At 44.0% G+C, this 17,595-nt stretch carries 17 protein-coding genes and 1 pseudogene; 2 read left to right on the forward strand and 16 right to left on the reverse strand.

The annotated features are described in order from the left end of the window. On the forward strand, window positions 1-177 hold a 177-nt coding region (locus AC1DSE_RS07680; RefSeq protein ID WP_477527556.1), incomplete at its 5' end, for a TerB family tellurite resistance protein. Window positions 178-256: 79 nt separating this feature from the next. On the opposite strand, the gene AC1DSE_RS07685 is transcribed toward AC1DSE_RS07680, so the two are convergent. From AC1DSE_RS07685 to AC1DSE_RS07760, 16 genes and pseudogenes are all read right to left on the reverse strand, one after another. Next, the gene (locus AC1DSE_RS07685) at window positions 257-847 is read right to left on the reverse strand and encodes a thymidine kinase (protein WP_339205085.1); all 591 of its coding nucleotides are present in this window, start codon (window positions 845-847) and stop codon (window positions 257-259) included. A 53-nt stretch (window positions 848-900) separates the two neighbouring features. Further along, window positions 901-1,470 (reverse strand): hypothetical protein, encoded by a 570-nt coding sequence (locus AC1DSE_RS07690; protein WP_477509935.1) that lies wholly within the window; start codon window positions 1,468-1,470, stop codon window positions 901-903. A gap of 314 nt (window positions 1,471-1,784) precedes the next feature. Continuing rightward, window positions 1,785-2,879: a toxic anion resistance protein gene (locus AC1DSE_RS07695; protein WP_339205088.1), complete on the reverse strand. Its 1,095-nt coding sequence runs from the start codon at window positions 2,877-2,879 to the stop codon at window positions 1,785-1,787. A gap of 18 nt (window positions 2,880-2,897) precedes the next feature. Next, the gene (locus AC1DSE_RS07700) at window positions 2,898-3,590 is read right to left on the reverse strand and encodes a hypothetical protein (RefSeq protein ID WP_477509936.1); all 693 of its coding nucleotides are present in this window, start codon (window positions 3,588-3,590) and stop codon (window positions 2,898-2,900) included. A gap of 169 nt (window positions 3,591-3,759) precedes the next feature. Further along, on the reverse strand, window positions 3,760-4,788 hold the full coding sequence (locus tag AC1DSE_RS07705) for an ATP-grasp domain-containing protein (protein ID WP_477527550.1): 1,029 nt from the start codon (window positions 4,786-4,788) through the stop codon (window positions 3,760-3,762). Window positions 4,789-4,836: 48 nt separating this feature from the next. After that, entirely contained in the window at window positions 4,837-5,634 is a 798-nt protein-coding gene (locus tag AC1DSE_RS07710) for an HAD family hydrolase (protein WP_477509938.1), read from the reverse strand. Further along, a complete protein-coding gene (locus tag AC1DSE_RS07715; RefSeq protein ID WP_477527557.1) occupies window positions 5,631-6,785 on the reverse strand; it encodes a cysteine protease StiP family protein in 1,155 nt (384 codons plus the stop codon). Before AC1DSE_RS07715 ends, AC1DSE_RS07710 begins: the two co-directional genes overlap by 4 nt. A gap of 27 nt (window positions 6,786-6,812) precedes the next feature. After that, a pseudogene (locus AC1DSE_RS07720) lies at window positions 6,813-8,114 on the reverse strand (phosphoribosyltransferase family protein); the annotation flags it as partial. Next, a complete protein-coding gene (locus AC1DSE_RS07725) occupies window positions 8,056-9,261 on the reverse strand; it encodes an HpcH/HpaI aldolase/citrate lyase family protein (protein WP_477527551.1) in 1,206 nt (401 codons plus the stop codon). The pseudogene AC1DSE_RS07720 and the gene AC1DSE_RS07725, both read right to left, overlap by 59 nt. 100 nt (window positions 9,262-9,361) lie before the next feature. Then, complete coding sequence (locus AC1DSE_RS07730) at window positions 9,362-10,153, reverse strand: TerC family protein (RefSeq protein WP_076267376.1); 792 nt, start codon at window positions 10,151-10,153, stop codon at window positions 9,362-9,364. Between the two features lie 23 nt (window positions 10,154-10,176). Beyond that, window positions 10,177-11,451, reverse strand: coding sequence for a TerD family protein (locus AC1DSE_RS07735; protein ID WP_477509939.1), 1,275 nt, complete (start codon window positions 11,449-11,451; stop codon window positions 10,177-10,179). A gap of 73 nt (window positions 11,452-11,524) precedes the next feature. After that, window positions 11,525-12,103 carry a TerD family protein gene (locus AC1DSE_RS07740; protein ID WP_076267378.1) on the reverse strand — a complete coding sequence of 193 codons (579 nt, stop codon included), beginning with the start codon at window positions 12,101-12,103 and terminating at the stop codon, window positions 11,525-11,527. Window positions 12,104-12,271: 168 nt separating this feature from the next. Next, window positions 12,272-12,853: a TerD family protein gene (locus tag AC1DSE_RS07745; protein ID WP_441885048.1), complete on the reverse strand. Its 582-nt coding sequence runs from the start codon at window positions 12,851-12,853 to the stop codon at window positions 12,272-12,274. A 28-nt stretch (window positions 12,854-12,881) separates the two neighbouring features. Continuing rightward, window positions 12,882-13,475 carry a TerD family protein gene (locus AC1DSE_RS07750; protein WP_076267380.1) on the reverse strand — a complete coding sequence of 198 codons (594 nt, stop codon included), beginning with the start codon at window positions 13,473-13,475 and terminating at the stop codon, window positions 12,882-12,884. 541 nt (window positions 13,476-14,016) lie between these two features. After that, window positions 14,017-14,712 carry a response regulator gene (locus AC1DSE_RS07755; protein ID WP_441912023.1) on the reverse strand — a complete coding sequence of 232 codons (696 nt, stop codon included), beginning with the start codon at window positions 14,710-14,712 and terminating at the stop codon, window positions 14,017-14,019. Further along, entirely contained in the window at window positions 14,709-16,301 is a 1,593-nt protein-coding gene (locus AC1DSE_RS07760) for an ATP-binding protein (protein ID WP_477509940.1), read from the reverse strand. Before AC1DSE_RS07760 ends, AC1DSE_RS07755 begins: the two co-directional genes overlap by 4 nt. A 262-nt stretch (window positions 16,302-16,563) precedes the next feature. Here AC1DSE_RS07760 and AC1DSE_RS07765 point away from each other — a divergent pair, with 262 nt between their 5' ends. Further along, window positions 16,564-17,580, forward strand: a complete 1,017-nt coding sequence (locus tag AC1DSE_RS07765; RefSeq protein WP_477509941.1) for a Bug family tripartite tricarboxylate transporter substrate binding protein — start codon at window positions 16,564-16,566, stop codon at window positions 17,578-17,580. Window positions 17,581-17,595: the final 15 nt, after the last annotated feature.

The following is a 17,595-nucleotide window of genomic DNA, read 5'->3' on the forward strand; positions in this document are numbered from 1 at the left end:
CAAGAGGCGCTTAAAGCGATTGCCAAATTCCGCAGCAAACCAGACGTTGCYCGTGTAATCGTTGGTGTGTGCAGCGCAATCGGAGCAGCAGACGGCGATTTCGATATGAAGGAACAAGCTGCTGTGCGTGACATCTGCAATACCCTTGGACTTAATCCAAGTGAATTCAGTCTTTAATAGCAAACCAAACAAAAGAACCTCCAAAGCCACTGCAACAGTGGATCTGGAGGTTCTTTTGTATTGTTATTACCTCTGCTTACGCATTGCGAAAAGCTTCGTTATAGCAGCGTCTGCATACAGGCTTATAATCCTCGTTGCCGCCAATCTGGATTTGCGCACCTGCATTCATCGGCTGTCCGTCATTATAGCGTATAACCATCGTTGCTTTCCGATCACAGAACCAGCAAATGGTTTTAATCTCTTCAATTTTATCCGCCTGCACGAGCAAGTTATAGCTGCCCTCAAATAATTGATTTTGAAAATCGTTTTTGAGCCCAAACGCCATAACAGGGATGTTAAGCTCATCCACGACTTGTGTAAGCTCCAAAATATGATGTTTCTTCAAAAACTGCGCCTCATCCACGAGTACGCAATAAATTTTGGATGGTGCAGCTCCTGCAACGAAGCTTTTCACACTTTCAAAAAGGTTCGTATCCTCTTGAACCGGAATGGACTCCCGCTCGAACCCTACACGAGAACCTACACGATCCACACCGCCTCTTGCACTTACCGATGGTGAATAAATAAGAACCTGCTTGCCTTGCTCTTCATAATTGTGAGCCACTTTAATGATTTCGAAAGATTTACCGCTGTTCATTGTTCCATATTTGTAATAAAGCTGTGCCAACCTAATCTCCTCCAGAACCATTCAGTGCTTCTATTATACAGGAAGTGACTCCGTTATTGTATCGTTTGGAGCCTTGTTTTCGCTTCCCCATATGTTTTGACAATTTGTTGAATTTTCTGGAATTCCGGGTCGGTTGGACCTAGATCAGCCATGAACATTCGGTGCAATATTTGATTATAAAGATTTTGACGCGATTCAATCATTTGTACCTCGAGTCGAATAAGATCCTCCAGGTCATTTTCGTCAATTAACTGTTCGATATTGATTTCTTCTGGCTTGGAAGAACGCTGTTCGTCAAAGATCAGGTCCGAACCACCGCGCCCTATACGAGGAAGCGCTTCGTACTCCACCTCTGTCTCCTCCTGCTGTCCAAGCGGAATGGATGTATTCAGCTCGGAAAGAAGAATGCCTTCTTTCGCCAACATCACTTGAAAAGGTTTATGCTGGATCAAATCTGCTATGACAAGCCTGCTCATATCTTTATTGCGAATCAAAGAGGAATCAAAAGGATGAAGGACCCATTGCTGGTCTCGATTGAACAGATTAAAAGTAAACCACTCACCGCCATAGATGAACCGTACATTAATATTTGACTCCGAAATAATTTCATAGGTAAACTCCAATTGGAACACCTCCGATCAGCCAGTATAATTCATCCTATTATACCAAATCAGAGGTGAACACAAACAGCGATGCTTAAAAATCTTTCAAAATATCCTCCGCCCGTTCAAAGCTGGCAACAACAATTAAGACGACAATGAGTGCAGCTATGGCAATTTCGCCAATCATAGCATGATCACCTCGTTTTTTCTTTAAGACTATGCTGTTTCTCTATGCTTTATGAGCCATTACTTGTAGGACATCCGTCATTTCTTCTCAAAAAACGCAAAAAAACGAGCCCTTGGAGAGCTCGTCCTGCTAATTATGCTTTTTTGATTCACTCCAAAAATCCTTTGGCTGCTGAAGAAGGAAGCTCCGCCTGGCTAGCTCCAGAACCCGCTTGAATGCCTAAGCGTTGTCCAACCTTTTGATTAATTTGCGTCATTTTTTCCGTTTGCTGGGATACCGTTTGAATAATTTGTCGATTGGAGTTCTCGTACTTGTCCATCGCGGAGAAGAGATCCGACATTGCCCGCTCCACAAGCTCCATGCTCATAGCCGGCTTCGTTAATGCTTGATTAGCTCGCTCGCTCGTTTCATTCAAAAGACGCGCATTCTCAGCAAATTGATTGCCTAACATTTCGTTCGTTGAATTGACTGCTTCTATTGCCTTCATCTGGTCATCAATCGCACTGGCAATCAAGACTGACACCGACATGAGATGCTGGGTTTTATCAATCGAGCTGTCCAGCGCATCCATTAGCTTATCATTTGTATCATTAATAATATCCGTTGCGGCAATGGCTTGCTGATAAAGCATGATCATTTCCGTATACGTTTGAAGCTTCGTTACAACCTTTCGAAGCCCGCGCTCCAAATAGGTTTTCCGGTGCTCGTTCTCAGGCTTAGCAATTTCCTCTTCGAACATTTTTTTGAGACGATTACCATATTCGACAAGCAGCTGCAGGTCGTATACATTGTCTAGACTGCTGCGCTTCAAGTTTCTCATGTGAATGACGTTCTCTTCCAAGTTGTCGCGGCCGTCTCTGAGCGATTTGACGATCACCTGCACGTTAGACTTTGCAGATTGATATTTATAAATATAAGCCTTCATCGGTGCTTTCCGAAGCAGCTTCTGCACGAGCGAGAGCTGCTTGCTTTTGCTCAAATCCTCAACCTCGCTGCGAAGCTTAAGCATGTTGTTTGCTACCTCAGACCGTTTGCCTGACATGAGATCCGACAGCGGTCTCTCGAGCATCGTAAGCGTCTGGCTTGAGCGCTCAAGCGTCTTCTGGCCTTTTTTCGTAATCTCATCCATTAGTGTATCCAGATGCATAGCATCGGTTGTCGCTACCTTCTGCATCGTGTTCTGCACTTCTTGCTCCAGCTTCTGAATATCTTCATTTTTTAATTGTACGAGTTGTTGCGCCATTGTTCATTTCCCCCTTCATTAGTCAGTAAGTCGATAACGCTGCTGAATTAACTCAGCCTTTGTATGAAGCTCCATAAGATCCTTTTGCTCAAGCGTCTTCGTATAAAAAGTAAGCTTGGAATCTACATCCTTAATGCCATCAAGTAAAAGCCGCCTATTCTGGCGTTTCGCTTCGCCGCTGAGCCGAAGAAATGGATTAATGGTCGAATTTAAATCCTTTCGCACCAATCGCAAAATGTTGTGATTAATGCTTGAGTCTCCTAACGCCATTAAATCCGGAATTAGTCGGTTTAGCCGCGACAGCAATGCGAGCGTCTTCTGAACAATTTCATCGTCTAAATTATTTTTCTCGCCTTCGAGTAAAATCATATCTTCAATGATTCCGATGTATTCTAATGCAGAAGCAAGCTCAGGATCTAGAACCTGCGGCGGAATGACAGCTGCAGGAGCTGGCTTTGAGGCCAATGATGCTTGAGCAGTTGAAACTGCATTGGGTTGTTGTATGGGCGGGTTTTGCGTATTTTGCTGCAGCTCTGGCTCGCGTGTTGGCTGATTAACTTCTTTCCTTGGACGCTGCTTCCATGATAATGCGATTAACAAACCGAACACAGGAACCGCCATAGCTATATATGGGGAGGTAATCCCATTAACAACTAATGCGACTGCATAAACGCCAATCGCGATGGCTGCGTTTTTTTTCAATGCATTCATTGCTACACCTCCATATGAGCTTTCTGAACCTAATCTTTATGCTCGTCTTCTTCCTACAATTATCTCGTTATTGGTACATAGAAGTCAATTTTAAAAAATAAAAAAAGGATGTTGAGCCAAATTAATGAGCACAATATGAAAAAAAAGGGGCTCTCGCCCCTTTCTTCGGTTATTCTACTCTGTTCATTTCCATGATCAAAGGCTGCTCTACATAACCCGCTTGTATACCAAACTTCGGATCAGGTGGATCAATCGTTTTTCCTTGCAGCGCTTGAACGGCCAAATAAGGCATATTTACGCCAGACAAGCAGGTAATATAAAGGCCGCCAGACATCCGCGGGTTGATCTCCAGCAATTTCGGTATGCCATTGTTGTAACGCACCTGAATATTAAAGGCATAAGGAATGCGAAGGCTTGTCGCAATACGATCTGCAATCGCCAGCAGCTCCGGCGTATCCTCCAATAGATAAGTCCTGCCCGTTGATTTGCGGCGAGGAATAGCTGTAATGAGTTCACCCTCAGCAGATGCCACACAATCGATACTATACTCCGTACCGTCGAGCAGCTCCATCACCATCAGCGTGTCAAAATGCTCCGTTAATGACAACGTTTCATAAGCTTGCTCAAACGTTGTAGAAAGGGTTACATAGCCATACAGGTCACGCAGCGGGTCCCGTTCATTATCAATAATCCGGAAACCCATGCCGCCTTCTGACTTCGTTGGCTTAAAGCACACCTTATGACCAGCAGCTGTGAGCTCCTCATAAGCTTGCTTAAACTGTTCTGCTGTATTTACGACACGATAGTCTGGAATCGTCACGAGATCTTTTCCTTGTAGCGCTTCGTAAAATTTATCCTTCTCAATCATGGAGTCCAGCAATTCGATATCACGGCATACCATGACCTTTGTTCCGATCTCATCAAACAAATGAACAAATCTTGATATTTCCTCCATATGCAAACGAGGAATGAAAATATCAATTTGGTTTCTTTTGCAGAAATCTACACAGAAATCTACATATTCGCGACCAAAAACAGCGGGCTCTGTTCCGATATGATCGGATGCAAGCAAGGACATATGATTAATATCCGGGTGCGTGCCAAAAAACTCAAACGACTCGCCGTCTGGATTGTTCCGAATCATATTAATGTAATGGTAAGCTACCGAAAACCAACGATTCATATAAACTCGTGTCATGTATAAAAACCTTCTTCCATCTGATTAGATATATTTTTGCGATTGCATTTATAATCTTCGTGCATGCTCTAAGATGGAGTCTAGCAGTTCTTCCGAGGCAAGCGCGCCTCTTGCTTGTGTAAATTGAATATGTGGATGTGCCGAATAGGATCGTCCAAGTTCACCATGTACAGGCGATATGGCATAATCAGCTGCTAACAGCAGACTCTCGTCGAGCAGGCTGTCGCCGGCCGCATATACGAAATTTGAAGCGAGCTTCTCTTTCACATACTGGATGGCCGCACCCTTGCTTACCTTCTCTGGAACCAAATATATTTTACGGCCTTGAAGTGAGTAGCTCCAGCCAAGCGAAGCAAGCTTCGGCTTTAGCTCCTCCAACGTTTCATGCGGCAGCTGATCTCTCTCTACCTTAATGGAATAAAATAGCTCATCACAAAGATCCGTCGACTTCACCCAGTGGGTAGAAGCAATTTCCGCAAACAGGCTCGCAATTTCCGTATGCTCAGCACAATGCTCCCTCACAGCTTCACGAACGAAGCTATGCCACTCCTGATCAATTTCTCCGTTACGGAGAACGGTACCGCCGTTGCTGACGATCACATATTCAGGACGGAACTGTTCTCTTATCGCGAAGATGCGGTTGTATTGCTCCGGAATTCGCGTCGTCACAGGAACAAATCGCATAATGCTGACAAGCTCTTGCAGCTTCTGAATCGCCGGCTTTGTCATATAAGAAATATATCTTTCCTCATAACGCTCAACGGGTACCATTTCCTCAAGCTCTATCTCGCCCTTGGATCTTACGGAATAAATTAAGGTTTGGTCCAAATCGCTCGCAAAGATCATTCCGTCTCCCCCTTCAAAGCCTTAATAATTCCGCAGCAGGAATAGGTCATGTTTGGATATTCCTCCACAGGTACACCACGGTCCTTAGCCAGCAGCAGTATATGCTTCAAGTTAGGATTATCAAGACGATCAACGAGGATTTTCCAAGGGACTCTGCGCAGAAGAACACGAGTCGTTTCACCTACGCCAGGCTTGATGAAATTAATATCAGTGATTGCAAAATCAGTTTGGATACGAGCAATATCCTGCATCCCTTGCCAAGTCATTTCATTTTCCGCAGGATTTGCTTCCATTTGAAGAGCTTCCGCTTTGGAGTCATCCGCTGTCTGATCAAAATAAGCAGAAATCGTGTCCACAAATAATTGAGACAGATCAGAGCTCTCCCACTCCTTATAATACTTTGCACCATGGAAATCATCGGCGCCAATAAGATCGCTCCGCAATACAGTCCGGCTGACTAAACCTGACACCGTTGAATTAAGGCAAGCGCTTGGAATGAGGAAATCCTCTCTTGTCCCGAACGTACTTGCACAATAGCCGGGGTCTGCGAGCACCGAAAGCTCATCATTCAATTCAATGCCGTATTTTTGCTTCATCTGGCTGCAAGCTGCTATGAGCACTTTGGCAATTGCACCTTTGCCCGTCCAGCCATCTACAAATTGCACGCGTTTATGCGGATGGTTCTGATTGATATACAGCAGCGCATTCTCATCAATGCCCTTGCCTCTAATAATGGAAAGGCTATAATGCGGAACCTCAATACCATACATGTGCTTGATATATCGCTTAATTAATACTCCAATTGGCGTACCGCCTCGCGCTAAGGATGCAAGCACAACATCAAATCCATTTTTTTGAATGATTCGCTCGGAAACCGTTCCAACTGCTCTTGCGATTCGAATGGCCGAATCACTGAGTGTGTTTTGAAACAATTGTATATATTCATCAGTAGGCTGATATTCAATCGGCAAGCTTTCCGAATAGTGGCCGCCTGTTTGCATGGCCGCTTCCCGGTCCTCCGTTCGCTGCTCTAACGAAATATCGCTAAGGTCTTTTAGCAGAAATGTAACATCCTCCTGCTTATAGCTCCCGATAGGAGCTGGATCGGCAAGCCTTTTCCGACTGAAATACACGATATGAACACGCTGGATTCCTAAGGAGAGAAGAACCTTATTAAGCTCCTCCATTTGCGCTCCTGCAACCTCGCGCTCCATAAACAAAAACATCTCATCATAATAGCCATTCGGTATGTTGTACATAAAATTCATGACGTCAGCATGTTCAGGGGAAATAAAGGGATAAGCTGTATTCACCGCATACTGTGAACTGGAATCCGGATGAATGGGGCTTCTTGTACTCGATTGATACCAAACATCATCGCCTAGTTCTGCTGCTACGCGCATAGGAATGAACATAAATTCGCCGGTTCCCATGCAAAGCACCTTACTGCCCGTTCTATGTTCTCGGAGGAACGCCGCCGCCTGTCCTACTTCTGCGTCAAGCACTAAGCTTTCTTCAGCCGTCAATCCGAAGCGGCCAGTATGCTTCAGGTAGGAAACTTCTCGATTTAATGAGGGAAGGTTAGCAAACCGATTGTTCACATAGAGAACATTAATGGCAGGCTCCGACTCATTTGTTTGTAACTCTGCTGTTTTGTCAGCATTTTGAATAGGGGTACCCTTAACAGATATCCGCCCCGCTACAAGCGATAAGCAGTTCACCGATATGCCAAGCTCTTGCTCCAGCTCATCAAAACGTTCCATATCCTCGTTTGAACGCCAATCAAGCAAACTAGCAACAATATATGTTTTCTTCCCATACCTTGCATTCAAATCGAGAATTATATTGATGGCCGTTTTCCCGGTCGTCATCTCATCATCGACCAGCACAATCGTTTCTGCATTCTCGAATACAGCTGGATTGTCAGCATAGCAGCGATGAGTAGTCGCATGGGAATGCTCTTCCTCAAAATCGATGCAGGACGTCATATAGTCAATTTTTTCCCGCGTGGTGTGCAAGAAAGACGCATTACCCTCGAACATATCGAACATGCTGTGTCCAAGCGCTGTTGCCGTTTCCGCAAAACCGATAAACAGCGTTTTTTCATCTATAATCATTTTATTTTGCTTCATCTGTTCATAGATTTCACCTGCTGCCTCAGGAGATTCAAAGGCATGCAGCAGCTGCTCCATCTGGATAGGAAGCTTCTCACCTTTAAACTGCTGATACAAAAGCCCAAGTGCCGCACCCGATAATAAGGACACATGCGGGCGAACAGGAATATGCTTGCCAAGCACCTTGCTTACGAATAAAAAACTGCGTTTTTTATTAATTCGGGCTGCCATTTGAAAAAGCTGCTCAAGCGGTATATGAAACGAATTACTCGTAACCTCAATGGTAATCTCTAAATCTCCAATAATATTAAACGATTGCTGATTCTCGTTCTTCTGCGAGCAAGCAGGTGAAGTTTTGGTTTTCATTTAGCACCCCATAAATGTCTGATCTGAACAATATTCGTTTGGCCCATGTCATATGCGGCTTAAACTCATTCATTTTGTTCGAATAACGGCTCTTCATCACACCCAAATCGCCTTGTTCATTTTCCATAATGTGCAGGGCATCCATATACTCCTCATGCGTCACCACAAGCATCGACTGTACAGGCTTAATGTGGGTAGGATGGATAATGGTTTTGCCAATTATCCCATTTTCCTTGTCCATTGCGACCTCGCGAATAAGCCCGTCCACATACTTATTAATATAATCCATACGCAAAATCCGTCCGTGTCTTCCCATGCTTTCCTCAAAAGGCGTTTGTCTGAGCTGGGGCTTAAATACGCGATCACTCTTAAAGTACTCCCATACGGGACCGGAGATCACATAATGATTATCCATCCGTCCAAAAACATTTACGATATCCGCAATACAATCACGAATGACGCCGATGTCGTAGATCGTATGATCCGGACTTCTTCGAAGCCCAAATAAACTCGAAAAATCTGTTGCTCCAATACGAACATTCAGTACATAGGCCTTGTATTCATTCAGCAGCTGGGAAATGCCCATTAGCGTTTCCATTCTTTTCTCGCGATAAATGACGTCAGAGCTTTCCAAAATAGGCATGCCGTATAACGTGGAGCTTGTTGAGCGTTTGTTCTTGTTGTATTCATGCAGCAGCTTTAAATACTCACCGCCAGTCTCCACGTTGAACTTCGGAAACACGATTCCTGTAATATATTCAATCTCTTCACCGAAAAATGAGAGCAGTCGTTTAATCTGTTCAACAGAGCGTACTCTTATAAACATAAGCGGAATATCGTCGGCATGGAGCAAACCAATCGAAATGTAACGGCCAATCTTAATCAACGTTGCCTTCAACGTCTCTTCGGCAAATTCGATTTGATTATCACCTACTGCATCTTCAAGGTCTATCACCATAGACACGAGTCCTTCGTGTTTTCCGGTTACCAAATCATCTGCTATGTTATCCTTGGTGGCAGGCATATAGAGCGCCGCACCAATCGCGTGAGCAATAACTTCTTTGTCAGCATAATTATTGAACTGAGTTGGAAGGGAGTAAAAGAAATTTTGCTCTTCTTCATTGGTAAGATAGTTAAAATACCTCAAAGTGATCCCTCCTAAAAGTTGTGTAAAGCAATCTGAGAGTGAAAAAATATCCCTCGCGATCCATTGAGGGATATTTTTCATAAACAGAGTATTATCGAATCTAAACCGCTTTTGATTCTCTTTTCTTACGTGCTGCGCTGTAAAGAAGGGTACCACCGAATACAGCTATAATTAAACCGAAGAACAAAGCGTGCGGCACATGCAAGCCATAAGCTCCGCCAATCATTTTTGCTGCGATTACGATAATTAGAATAAACGCCGCTTTCTCAAGCTCAGGGAACTTGTCAATCAACTTGAGGAATACCTGAGCAACGCCACGCATCATCAGAACGCCGAGAATACCGCCGAGGAACAGAACCCATACCTCTTCACTCACGCCGAATGCAGCTAGTACGCTGTCGATACTGAACGCGATATCCATAATTTCAACAGCAAGCACTGTACGCCAGAAGCCGTAGCCTTTATTTTGAACTTCAGCATCATCGTCGTTACCCTTCTTGCCGATGTAAGGAATTAATGGAATGTTGCCGACACGAGCAAGCTTGAATTCCAGATGGAATAGATTGCTTAACGCAATCCATAACAGATACAATCCGCCCGCTACTTTAATCCATGTAATTTGTACGAGATAAACACCTACTCCGATTGCGATAAATCGGAAGATATAGGCACCAATAATACCGTAGAACAACGCCTTTTTCTGCTGGTCTTTCGGCAAATGCTTAACCATAACCGCTAGTACTAGCGCATTATCTGCCGATAACAAGCCTTCCAAAAGAACGAGTGTTGCAATTATTCCCCAGTTTGTCGGGTTGGTGAGAACTTGTGACAAGTTGTCCCAGTGAAAGAAGCTCCCGAAGTTGGCTATTACATTTTGAAAAAAGTCGACCATCTCTTAAACCTCCGCATTTTTCTTTATTTGCTTCCTTGTACCCATCTGAGACCCCAGCGATAAGCCTCGTCAAGCTCTTTATGGCCTGAGAAATATTGCACGAGCCGCTGAATGCTGAAGGTTTGATCATTTACATTCTCGATCATCGCAATCGCACACATACCCTTGCGATTATTATGCTCGTCCATCCGCACCTCTATATCAGGCCCGCCTGTTTGTGTGATGGTAACAATACCAGCAGCCTCCGCCCAGTTCGTAGCTCCTTCATAGATGTATGCGTATATGACGATTCTCTTAATCTCAGAAACTTTATTACCGTTGATTCTAAGATTTTCACCCGTTGTAATAGAGCCGGTTCGGTCATCCCCGTCAAGCGAAACGTACGGCGCTCGCGAAAAATCTCCGAAGCTGTTGCCTAGCGCTTGAACAGAACCTTTCATACCATTTTTCAATTCATACAAACATCCGACATCTAAATCTACACCGCTGCTTGAACGGCCAAAAAAACCAGTGGAGGCTTTTTTCTGATTCCAGTTCAAATTAACGACAATCTCACCAAGTGATCCGGCACCTTTTTGTAAATTAATGACATCACCGCGTTTGGTAAGCGAGATTTTGCTAAGGCTTATTGGCGGACTGCTTGGTTCTGGTACGATTGGTGCGGGAGGTTTAGGTGGAATAAGTGGAGCTTTCACTGGTGCTGGAGTTGGCGCCTCAGCTGGAGCGTCTGCCTTTACTTCAATACCAAAGCTATTGCAGAGTGCAGCAAGACCGCCTGAATATCCAGACCCAATGGCATTAAATTTCCATTCGCCATTATATCTATATAAATCTCCTACGACTATCGCAGTCTCAATAGAGAAATTTTTTCCAAGATCATACCGCAAAATTTCGCGTCCTGTTCCTTCGTCAATAACCCGGATGTAGGCATCATTCACGCTAGAAAAATTTTGTCTCTTCGCTTCCCCATCATAAATGGTTAAAGTAAATGAAATACGTTCAATCGTTTGAGGCACATCGCTAATCGCGATCAATACTTGTTCGGTATCCGTTTTCCCTGCAAAACTTCGTTTATTGCCGCTTGCCAGTTGAATAGAACCGCTGACATCCTTAGGATTGCTGTAAAAAATCAAATCTTGGTCTCCAGCTGTTTTTCCATTCGCTCGTAATAGAAAAGCCGAAAAATCGACATCTACACCTGCTGCAGTGTTCCATCCCATGCCAACTAGAAGGTTTTTTATGGAAGGATTATTTTTGGTAATATCCGCTTTTTGACCTTTCATTAATGCCAGCTCCATGCTTAAACCGCCCTTCGGTAATAATAGAATAGGGTGACAAACCCTCAAACTGCCACCCTATACGCCAGATGAATTAAACCGTAAGCCCGTAATTACGACAAAGCGCTGCTAGTCCGCCCGAGAAACCTGAACCTACCGCTTGGAACTTCCAATCGGCATCATGTCGGTACAGCTCGCAGAAGACAATCGCTGTTTCAACGGAGAAATCTTCTCCTAGATCATAGCGCAGCACTTCTCTTCCAGAAGACTCGTCTACTAGACGAACAAAGGCATTGGATACTTGACCAAAGTTTTGCAGCCTGGACTCGGCATCATGAATCGTAACGCTAATTCCAATTCGCTGAATGTGCGGAGGGACTTTTTGGAAATCAATTTTGATTTGCTCGTCGTCACCTTCACCCTCACCGGTACGATTATCGCCTGTATGCTCAACAGCGCCGTTATAAGCAATCAGCGCATTGTAGAATACAAAGTCCTTCTCGTCCTTGGCTTTGCCATCCTGATGAAGCAAAAACGCGCTTGCATCAAGGTCAATTTCTCCGCCGCCTGAATATTTGTTCGTATCCCAGCCTAGACCGAGAACAACCTTCGTAAGGCCTGGGTTTGTTTTTGTAAGATCAATGCGTTGACCTTTGGAAAGATTTATAGACATCGTTCTATTCCTCCTTGAATTGACTAGGTTTGAACGCCAAAGTCAGTGCAAAGGCCTACTAGACCGTTTTGATATCTGCTGCGACTTTCCGCTGTTCACTTACTTATTAATTCTTATATTTTAAAAAAGGGCCGCCACTGGCGACCCTTTACGGGTAGATAAGTATGACTAGCTAGCAGAAAGACCAAAATTGCGAGCAAGACCGCCTAGGCCGTCTTGGAAGCCGCTTCCGATTGCGCTGAATTTCCACTCTCCGGAATGACGATATAGTTCACCAACGATTACTGCTGTTTCTACAGAGAAATCTTCTCCAAGATCATAACGGATAAGTTCTGTGCCGCTTTGCTCGTCCACGATACGAACGAATGCGTTGGATACTTGTCCAAAGTTTTGGCTGCGTTCTGCGCCATCATGAATCGTGATGCAAAATGCGATTTTGTCTGTTTCAGCTGGAACGGCAGAAAGATCAACATTTACTTGCTCATCATCGCCATCGCCTGCGCCTGTGCGGTTGTCACCTGTGTGAACAACTGAACCGTTTGTGTTTTTTGGGTTATTGTAGAAAATGAAATCAGATTCAGAACCTGCTTTGCCTTGTGCATTCAAGCAAAATACAGAAGCATCAAGGTCAAAGTCTTTTCCGCCGTCATATTTATTAGTATCCCAGCCTAGACCTACTGTAATCTTTGTAAGACCTGGGTTTGTTTTCGTGAGATCGATTTTTTGTCCTTTGGATAAGCTGATTGCCATTTTAAAAGCCCTSTTTTCTCACATAAATTTATTGGTATTGACGTGCAAGGATATCAACATGGGCAGCATGAGTGCCTTCCCCAATTGCATTAAACTTCCATTCACCATTGTGTCTGTAAAGCTCACCTACGACTAGAGCCGTTTTGCCTGAGTAATCATCCGTCAAGTTAAAGCGAATCAGTTCTTGATTGTTCGCAGGATTGACGATACGAATAAAGGCAGATTTGATCATACCAAAATCTTGTCGTCTGGATTCACATTCGTAAATGTTAACTACGCAAAGGATTTTGTGAATATTAGCAGGAACACGATCAAGCTGCACGATGATTTGCTCATCATCGCCATCGCCCTCACCAGTAATATTATCACCCGTATGAACGACCGAGCTGCATCCGCTTTGCTTGTTGTAGAAACAAACGAGATTTTTCTCGCCACTTAGCTTACCGTTTTCATCAAGCAATAATGCCGATGCGTCACAGTCAACGTTAGCCGCTTTTTTCATTCCGAAAAAACCGCCTTTAGTTTGAGCCGGGTCCCAGCCTAAACCAACGATAACTTTGCTGAGACCAGCATTGCCTTTCGTTAAATCTACCTTTTGACCTTTTACGAGAGAGATAGCCATTGTATTTGCACCCCCTTTCCATAAGGTTCACTACTAAAAAAATATCCAAATACAGCGATTCTGAACCTACTAACCAACAATACGCCTATTCGACATGCAAGTTCCAAAAAAAATGTATGATCCATACATTATTCTACAAAACCTGAATATTACCTCTTCTTTACGGCAATTTTACATAGAAAAAAGTGCATTGGCAGCAGGCAGTTCCTTATCGCCTCTCCCAATCAATTTTATAACAATTGCTGCTCCAAATACAAATTTCTACAAATAGTGAACCTTAAAGCGGAATAAACATAGGCTTAGGCRCAAAAGCACGCATTTTTTCTGTCACAAACTTAATATTCGCTTCATTTTTACCAAAAAAAAGGTGGAAAAATGAGCCCAAAAACGAGATAATTATATGTAGTAAAAAAAAGTGGCGAGGTGTTCGAATGGAATTTATAAAAAAGAATAAAACCGGCCTTATCTTTGGTGCGCTGCTCCTCATTAATGGGCTATTTTTATTATCCATTGTCCTCTCGAAAAACTAAGTATGGCAGCCTCATATTTGCTCTTTTCTTTTGTAAACCCGCTCCGGCCTTCCAACGGTTCCATAAGAAATATCAGCTATTAATTCACCCTTGGCCACATAATACTCCAAGTAACGCCGAGCGGTCGTACGGCTGAAACCAGCCTTTTTCCCAAGCTCCTCCGCCGTTAATACTTCAGGACCTGCCTGAATGAAGGAGAGTATTTTCTCATTCGTTATCTTATCGATGCCTTTTGGCAAATAAGAATCCTTATCCGTACGATCATTTACCCCCCACAGCAGCTGATCAATCCCCTCTTGATCCACTTGTTTATTTGAGCCGCCGAGCAGTGCCATTTGATTATGATATTTTTGATAAGACTTCAGCTTCTCTTGAAAACGTTCAAATACAACCGGCTTGATCATAAAATCATATACCCCGCCGCGAATGGCTTCACGAACCGTTTCAAATTCCTTGGCGGCCGTAATAATAATGACATCTGTTAACGGGTTGTTTTTCTGTATGTAGTGAAGCAGGTCAAGTCCGCTCATATCGGGAAAATATAAATCAAGCAGCACTAAATCCGGAGCCAAAATATCTAAATGCTCATGCGCCAGCTGCTTATCTGTTGCAATTCCAACGACTTCGAAGCCCTCTATCTTCTCTAGAAAGCGTCGATTGATTTGTGCAATTCGAAGGTCGTCCTCGATTATGACCACTCGTATCATATATCTTTCCCCTTTTCTTTTGGAATCACAACGGTAAAGATCGTCCCTTCCTGCGGACGCGATTCAAAACGGATATGACCCCTTAACTGTTGTATCGCCTGCGTAACAATTACTAGCCCATAACCCCGATGATCCTCATTTTTCGTGGAGAAACCGAGCTCAAACAGCCGCTCTGCGACATCCTCCTTAATGCCGCTCCCATTATCTTCGATAATGATCGTAATAGCTTTGCCTACGTCGGACAGAAACACCTTCACGGTTCGATTCTCAACATTTTTCTCAAGAACAGCATCCAGCGCATTGTCAATTAAATTGCCGATAATCGTTACCAGGTGATTGCGGTTTAGATCATCGGGGATCGTTTTGAAGGTGCTCTTGGAATCAATCTCAAGCTTCACCTTAAGCTCATTCGCACGATTGAACTTGCCAATTAGTATGCCGCCAATAATAGGATCGGGAATTTCCTGCAAGAGGAAATGGATCAGATTTTGATGAACATCGGTTTCATGTGTAATAATATCCATCGCTTCTTGATACGACTCCAGCTGGATTAGCCCATAAATCGTATACAGCTTATTGGAGTATTCATGCGTTTGTGAACGCAATGCCTCGGTATATCGCTTCACCTGCGTCAGCTCCTCCGTTAATCGAAGCAGCTCGGATTTGTTGCGAAAGCTGGAAACCGCCCCTACGACCCGGTGCTGATGATCAAATATCGGCAAGCGATTGACGACTACACTGCTTTCGTTAATGGTCATTTCTTGATCGATTTCCGATTGCCCTGATTTAATAACCTCCATTAGCCGCGATTCTGGAATGACATCCCGCACATGCTGCCCCGTAATCTCCATTTGCTCGAGCGGATCGATCAGCTTCAAAGCCGTTTGATTGACAAGGGTAATCGTTCCCTCTGTATCAACGGCAATTATGCCTTCATGGATCGTTTCCAAAATAGCTCTCTTCTCCTGATACAACAAGCCGATTTCCTCAGGCTCTAGACCGTGGATCGATCGTTTCACGCTATTAGCAATAACAATGGCTCCGCCAGATCCAACCATCAGCGCAATGGCTGCAAAAATAATCATCGCATTACGGTAAGTCACTGCCGATTGTTCAATGTCTTTTAATAAAATACCCACTGATACAATGCCTATAACTTCATTCTGATCATTATAAATGGGAGTTTTTCCCCGCAAGGAGGGGCCCATCGAACCAACGGCCTCTGAAATGATCGATTCTCCATTCAGCACAGGCCCATTGTCACCGCCGACCATTTCTTTCCCGATTCGGTCCGGCAGCGGATGCGCATATCGAATTCCCTCTTTATTCCCAATGACGATGTACTCAGCGTCTGTTTCCATTCTAATTTTCTCAACGATGGGTTGAATGATGGCTGAAGGATTCTCCTCTTCAAAGGCATGTCTAATGACGTCCATCAACGCTACTGTCTTCGCAATTTTCAGAGCTGATGCACCTACATTTTTCTGCAGCGTCGTCACTAGTATTCTCTCAAAGCTGAAGGTAAGTGCAATGATAATAATAAATAGCAAAGTTCCAATTAACAAAATCAATCTCGTTTGTAATCGCATTCAATTACCTCCATGCAAAAACTTCTCATCCGCGGGACGCTGATTTTATTGTATTCTACATGCTTCCCTGAACATAGTCCCTTGAGTCGATAATGGCCGTAAATTTTATGAACAAAATAAACAGTATGACTACTTTTCAACTTATGTGGTTATTGTATTCAACCCCAATTCGCGATGGTAGTATGAAGCATATCAAACAAGTAAGCGCTTACAGTAATCATTCATACGTTTACTTGAATGAAACTAAAGGGGGATTATTCGTATGGGATACCAAACAAAAAATTGGAAAACTATAGTAGCTGCTGCTTTTGTTGCTGTTAGTTTGACGGCCTGCGGCGGAACAGCATCAAAAGGCGGATCGGCTAATTATCCTGAGAAACCTTTTATTGTGACAGCCCCATCGGGAGCTGGCGGCGGATGGGATAAGACAGCAAGGTCCTTGACCAAAGTGCTAGGTGAAACAAAGCTCGTTGATCACACGATGACTGTTGAGAACAAGCCCGGCGGCGGCGGCACTGTATTTTTAGCCGAATATGTAACCAAAGACAAGAATGACCCATACAAGCTGTTTGTCAGCTCCCCGCCTATTCTTATTAACAATCTCAAAAAAGAAGGAAACAGCCCTTACGGCTACAAGGATGTTACCCCGCTCGCACAAATAACGAAGGACTACGGTGCAATCGCGGTTGCTGCAAATTCCAAATACAACGATCTTCATTCTCTAATTAACGACATTAAGGCAGACCCTTCTAAAGTTACGCTTGCCGGAGGATCAGCGCCTGGTTCTATGGATCATTTAATTAGCGTACTCCCCGCATTTAGAGCAGGCGTTGACCCTAAAACAGTCAAGTACTTGTCCTATGATGGCGGAGGCGAAGCCATTGCTGCGCTGCTCGGCAACAATGCTGATGCGATTGGAACAGACATCTCTTCCCTCGGCAGCTATTTAAAAGCAGGAAAAATCAAAATTTTGGCCGTAACTTCTGATGAACGGATTGAAGGTGACTTCAAGGATGTGCCAACGTTAAAAGAGCTGGGCATAGATGCAGAGTTCACGATCTGGCGCGGCGTATTAGGTCCGAAAGGCATGACAAAAGAGCAAATCGCTTACTGGGATAAAACGTTAAAATCTCTCTCTGAACACGAAGCGTGGGCGAAAGAATTGAAAGCCAACGATTGGGTCAGCGAATACAAAAACTCCGAAGATTTCACTGCCTTCCTTGCTGAGCAAGAAGTTGCGGTACAAGAGCTGTTGACAGCGCTCGGTATGCAGAAGTAAATGACTGAACGAAGA

The sequence above is a fragment of the Paenibacillus sp. 01L418 genome, assembly GCF_056400045.1.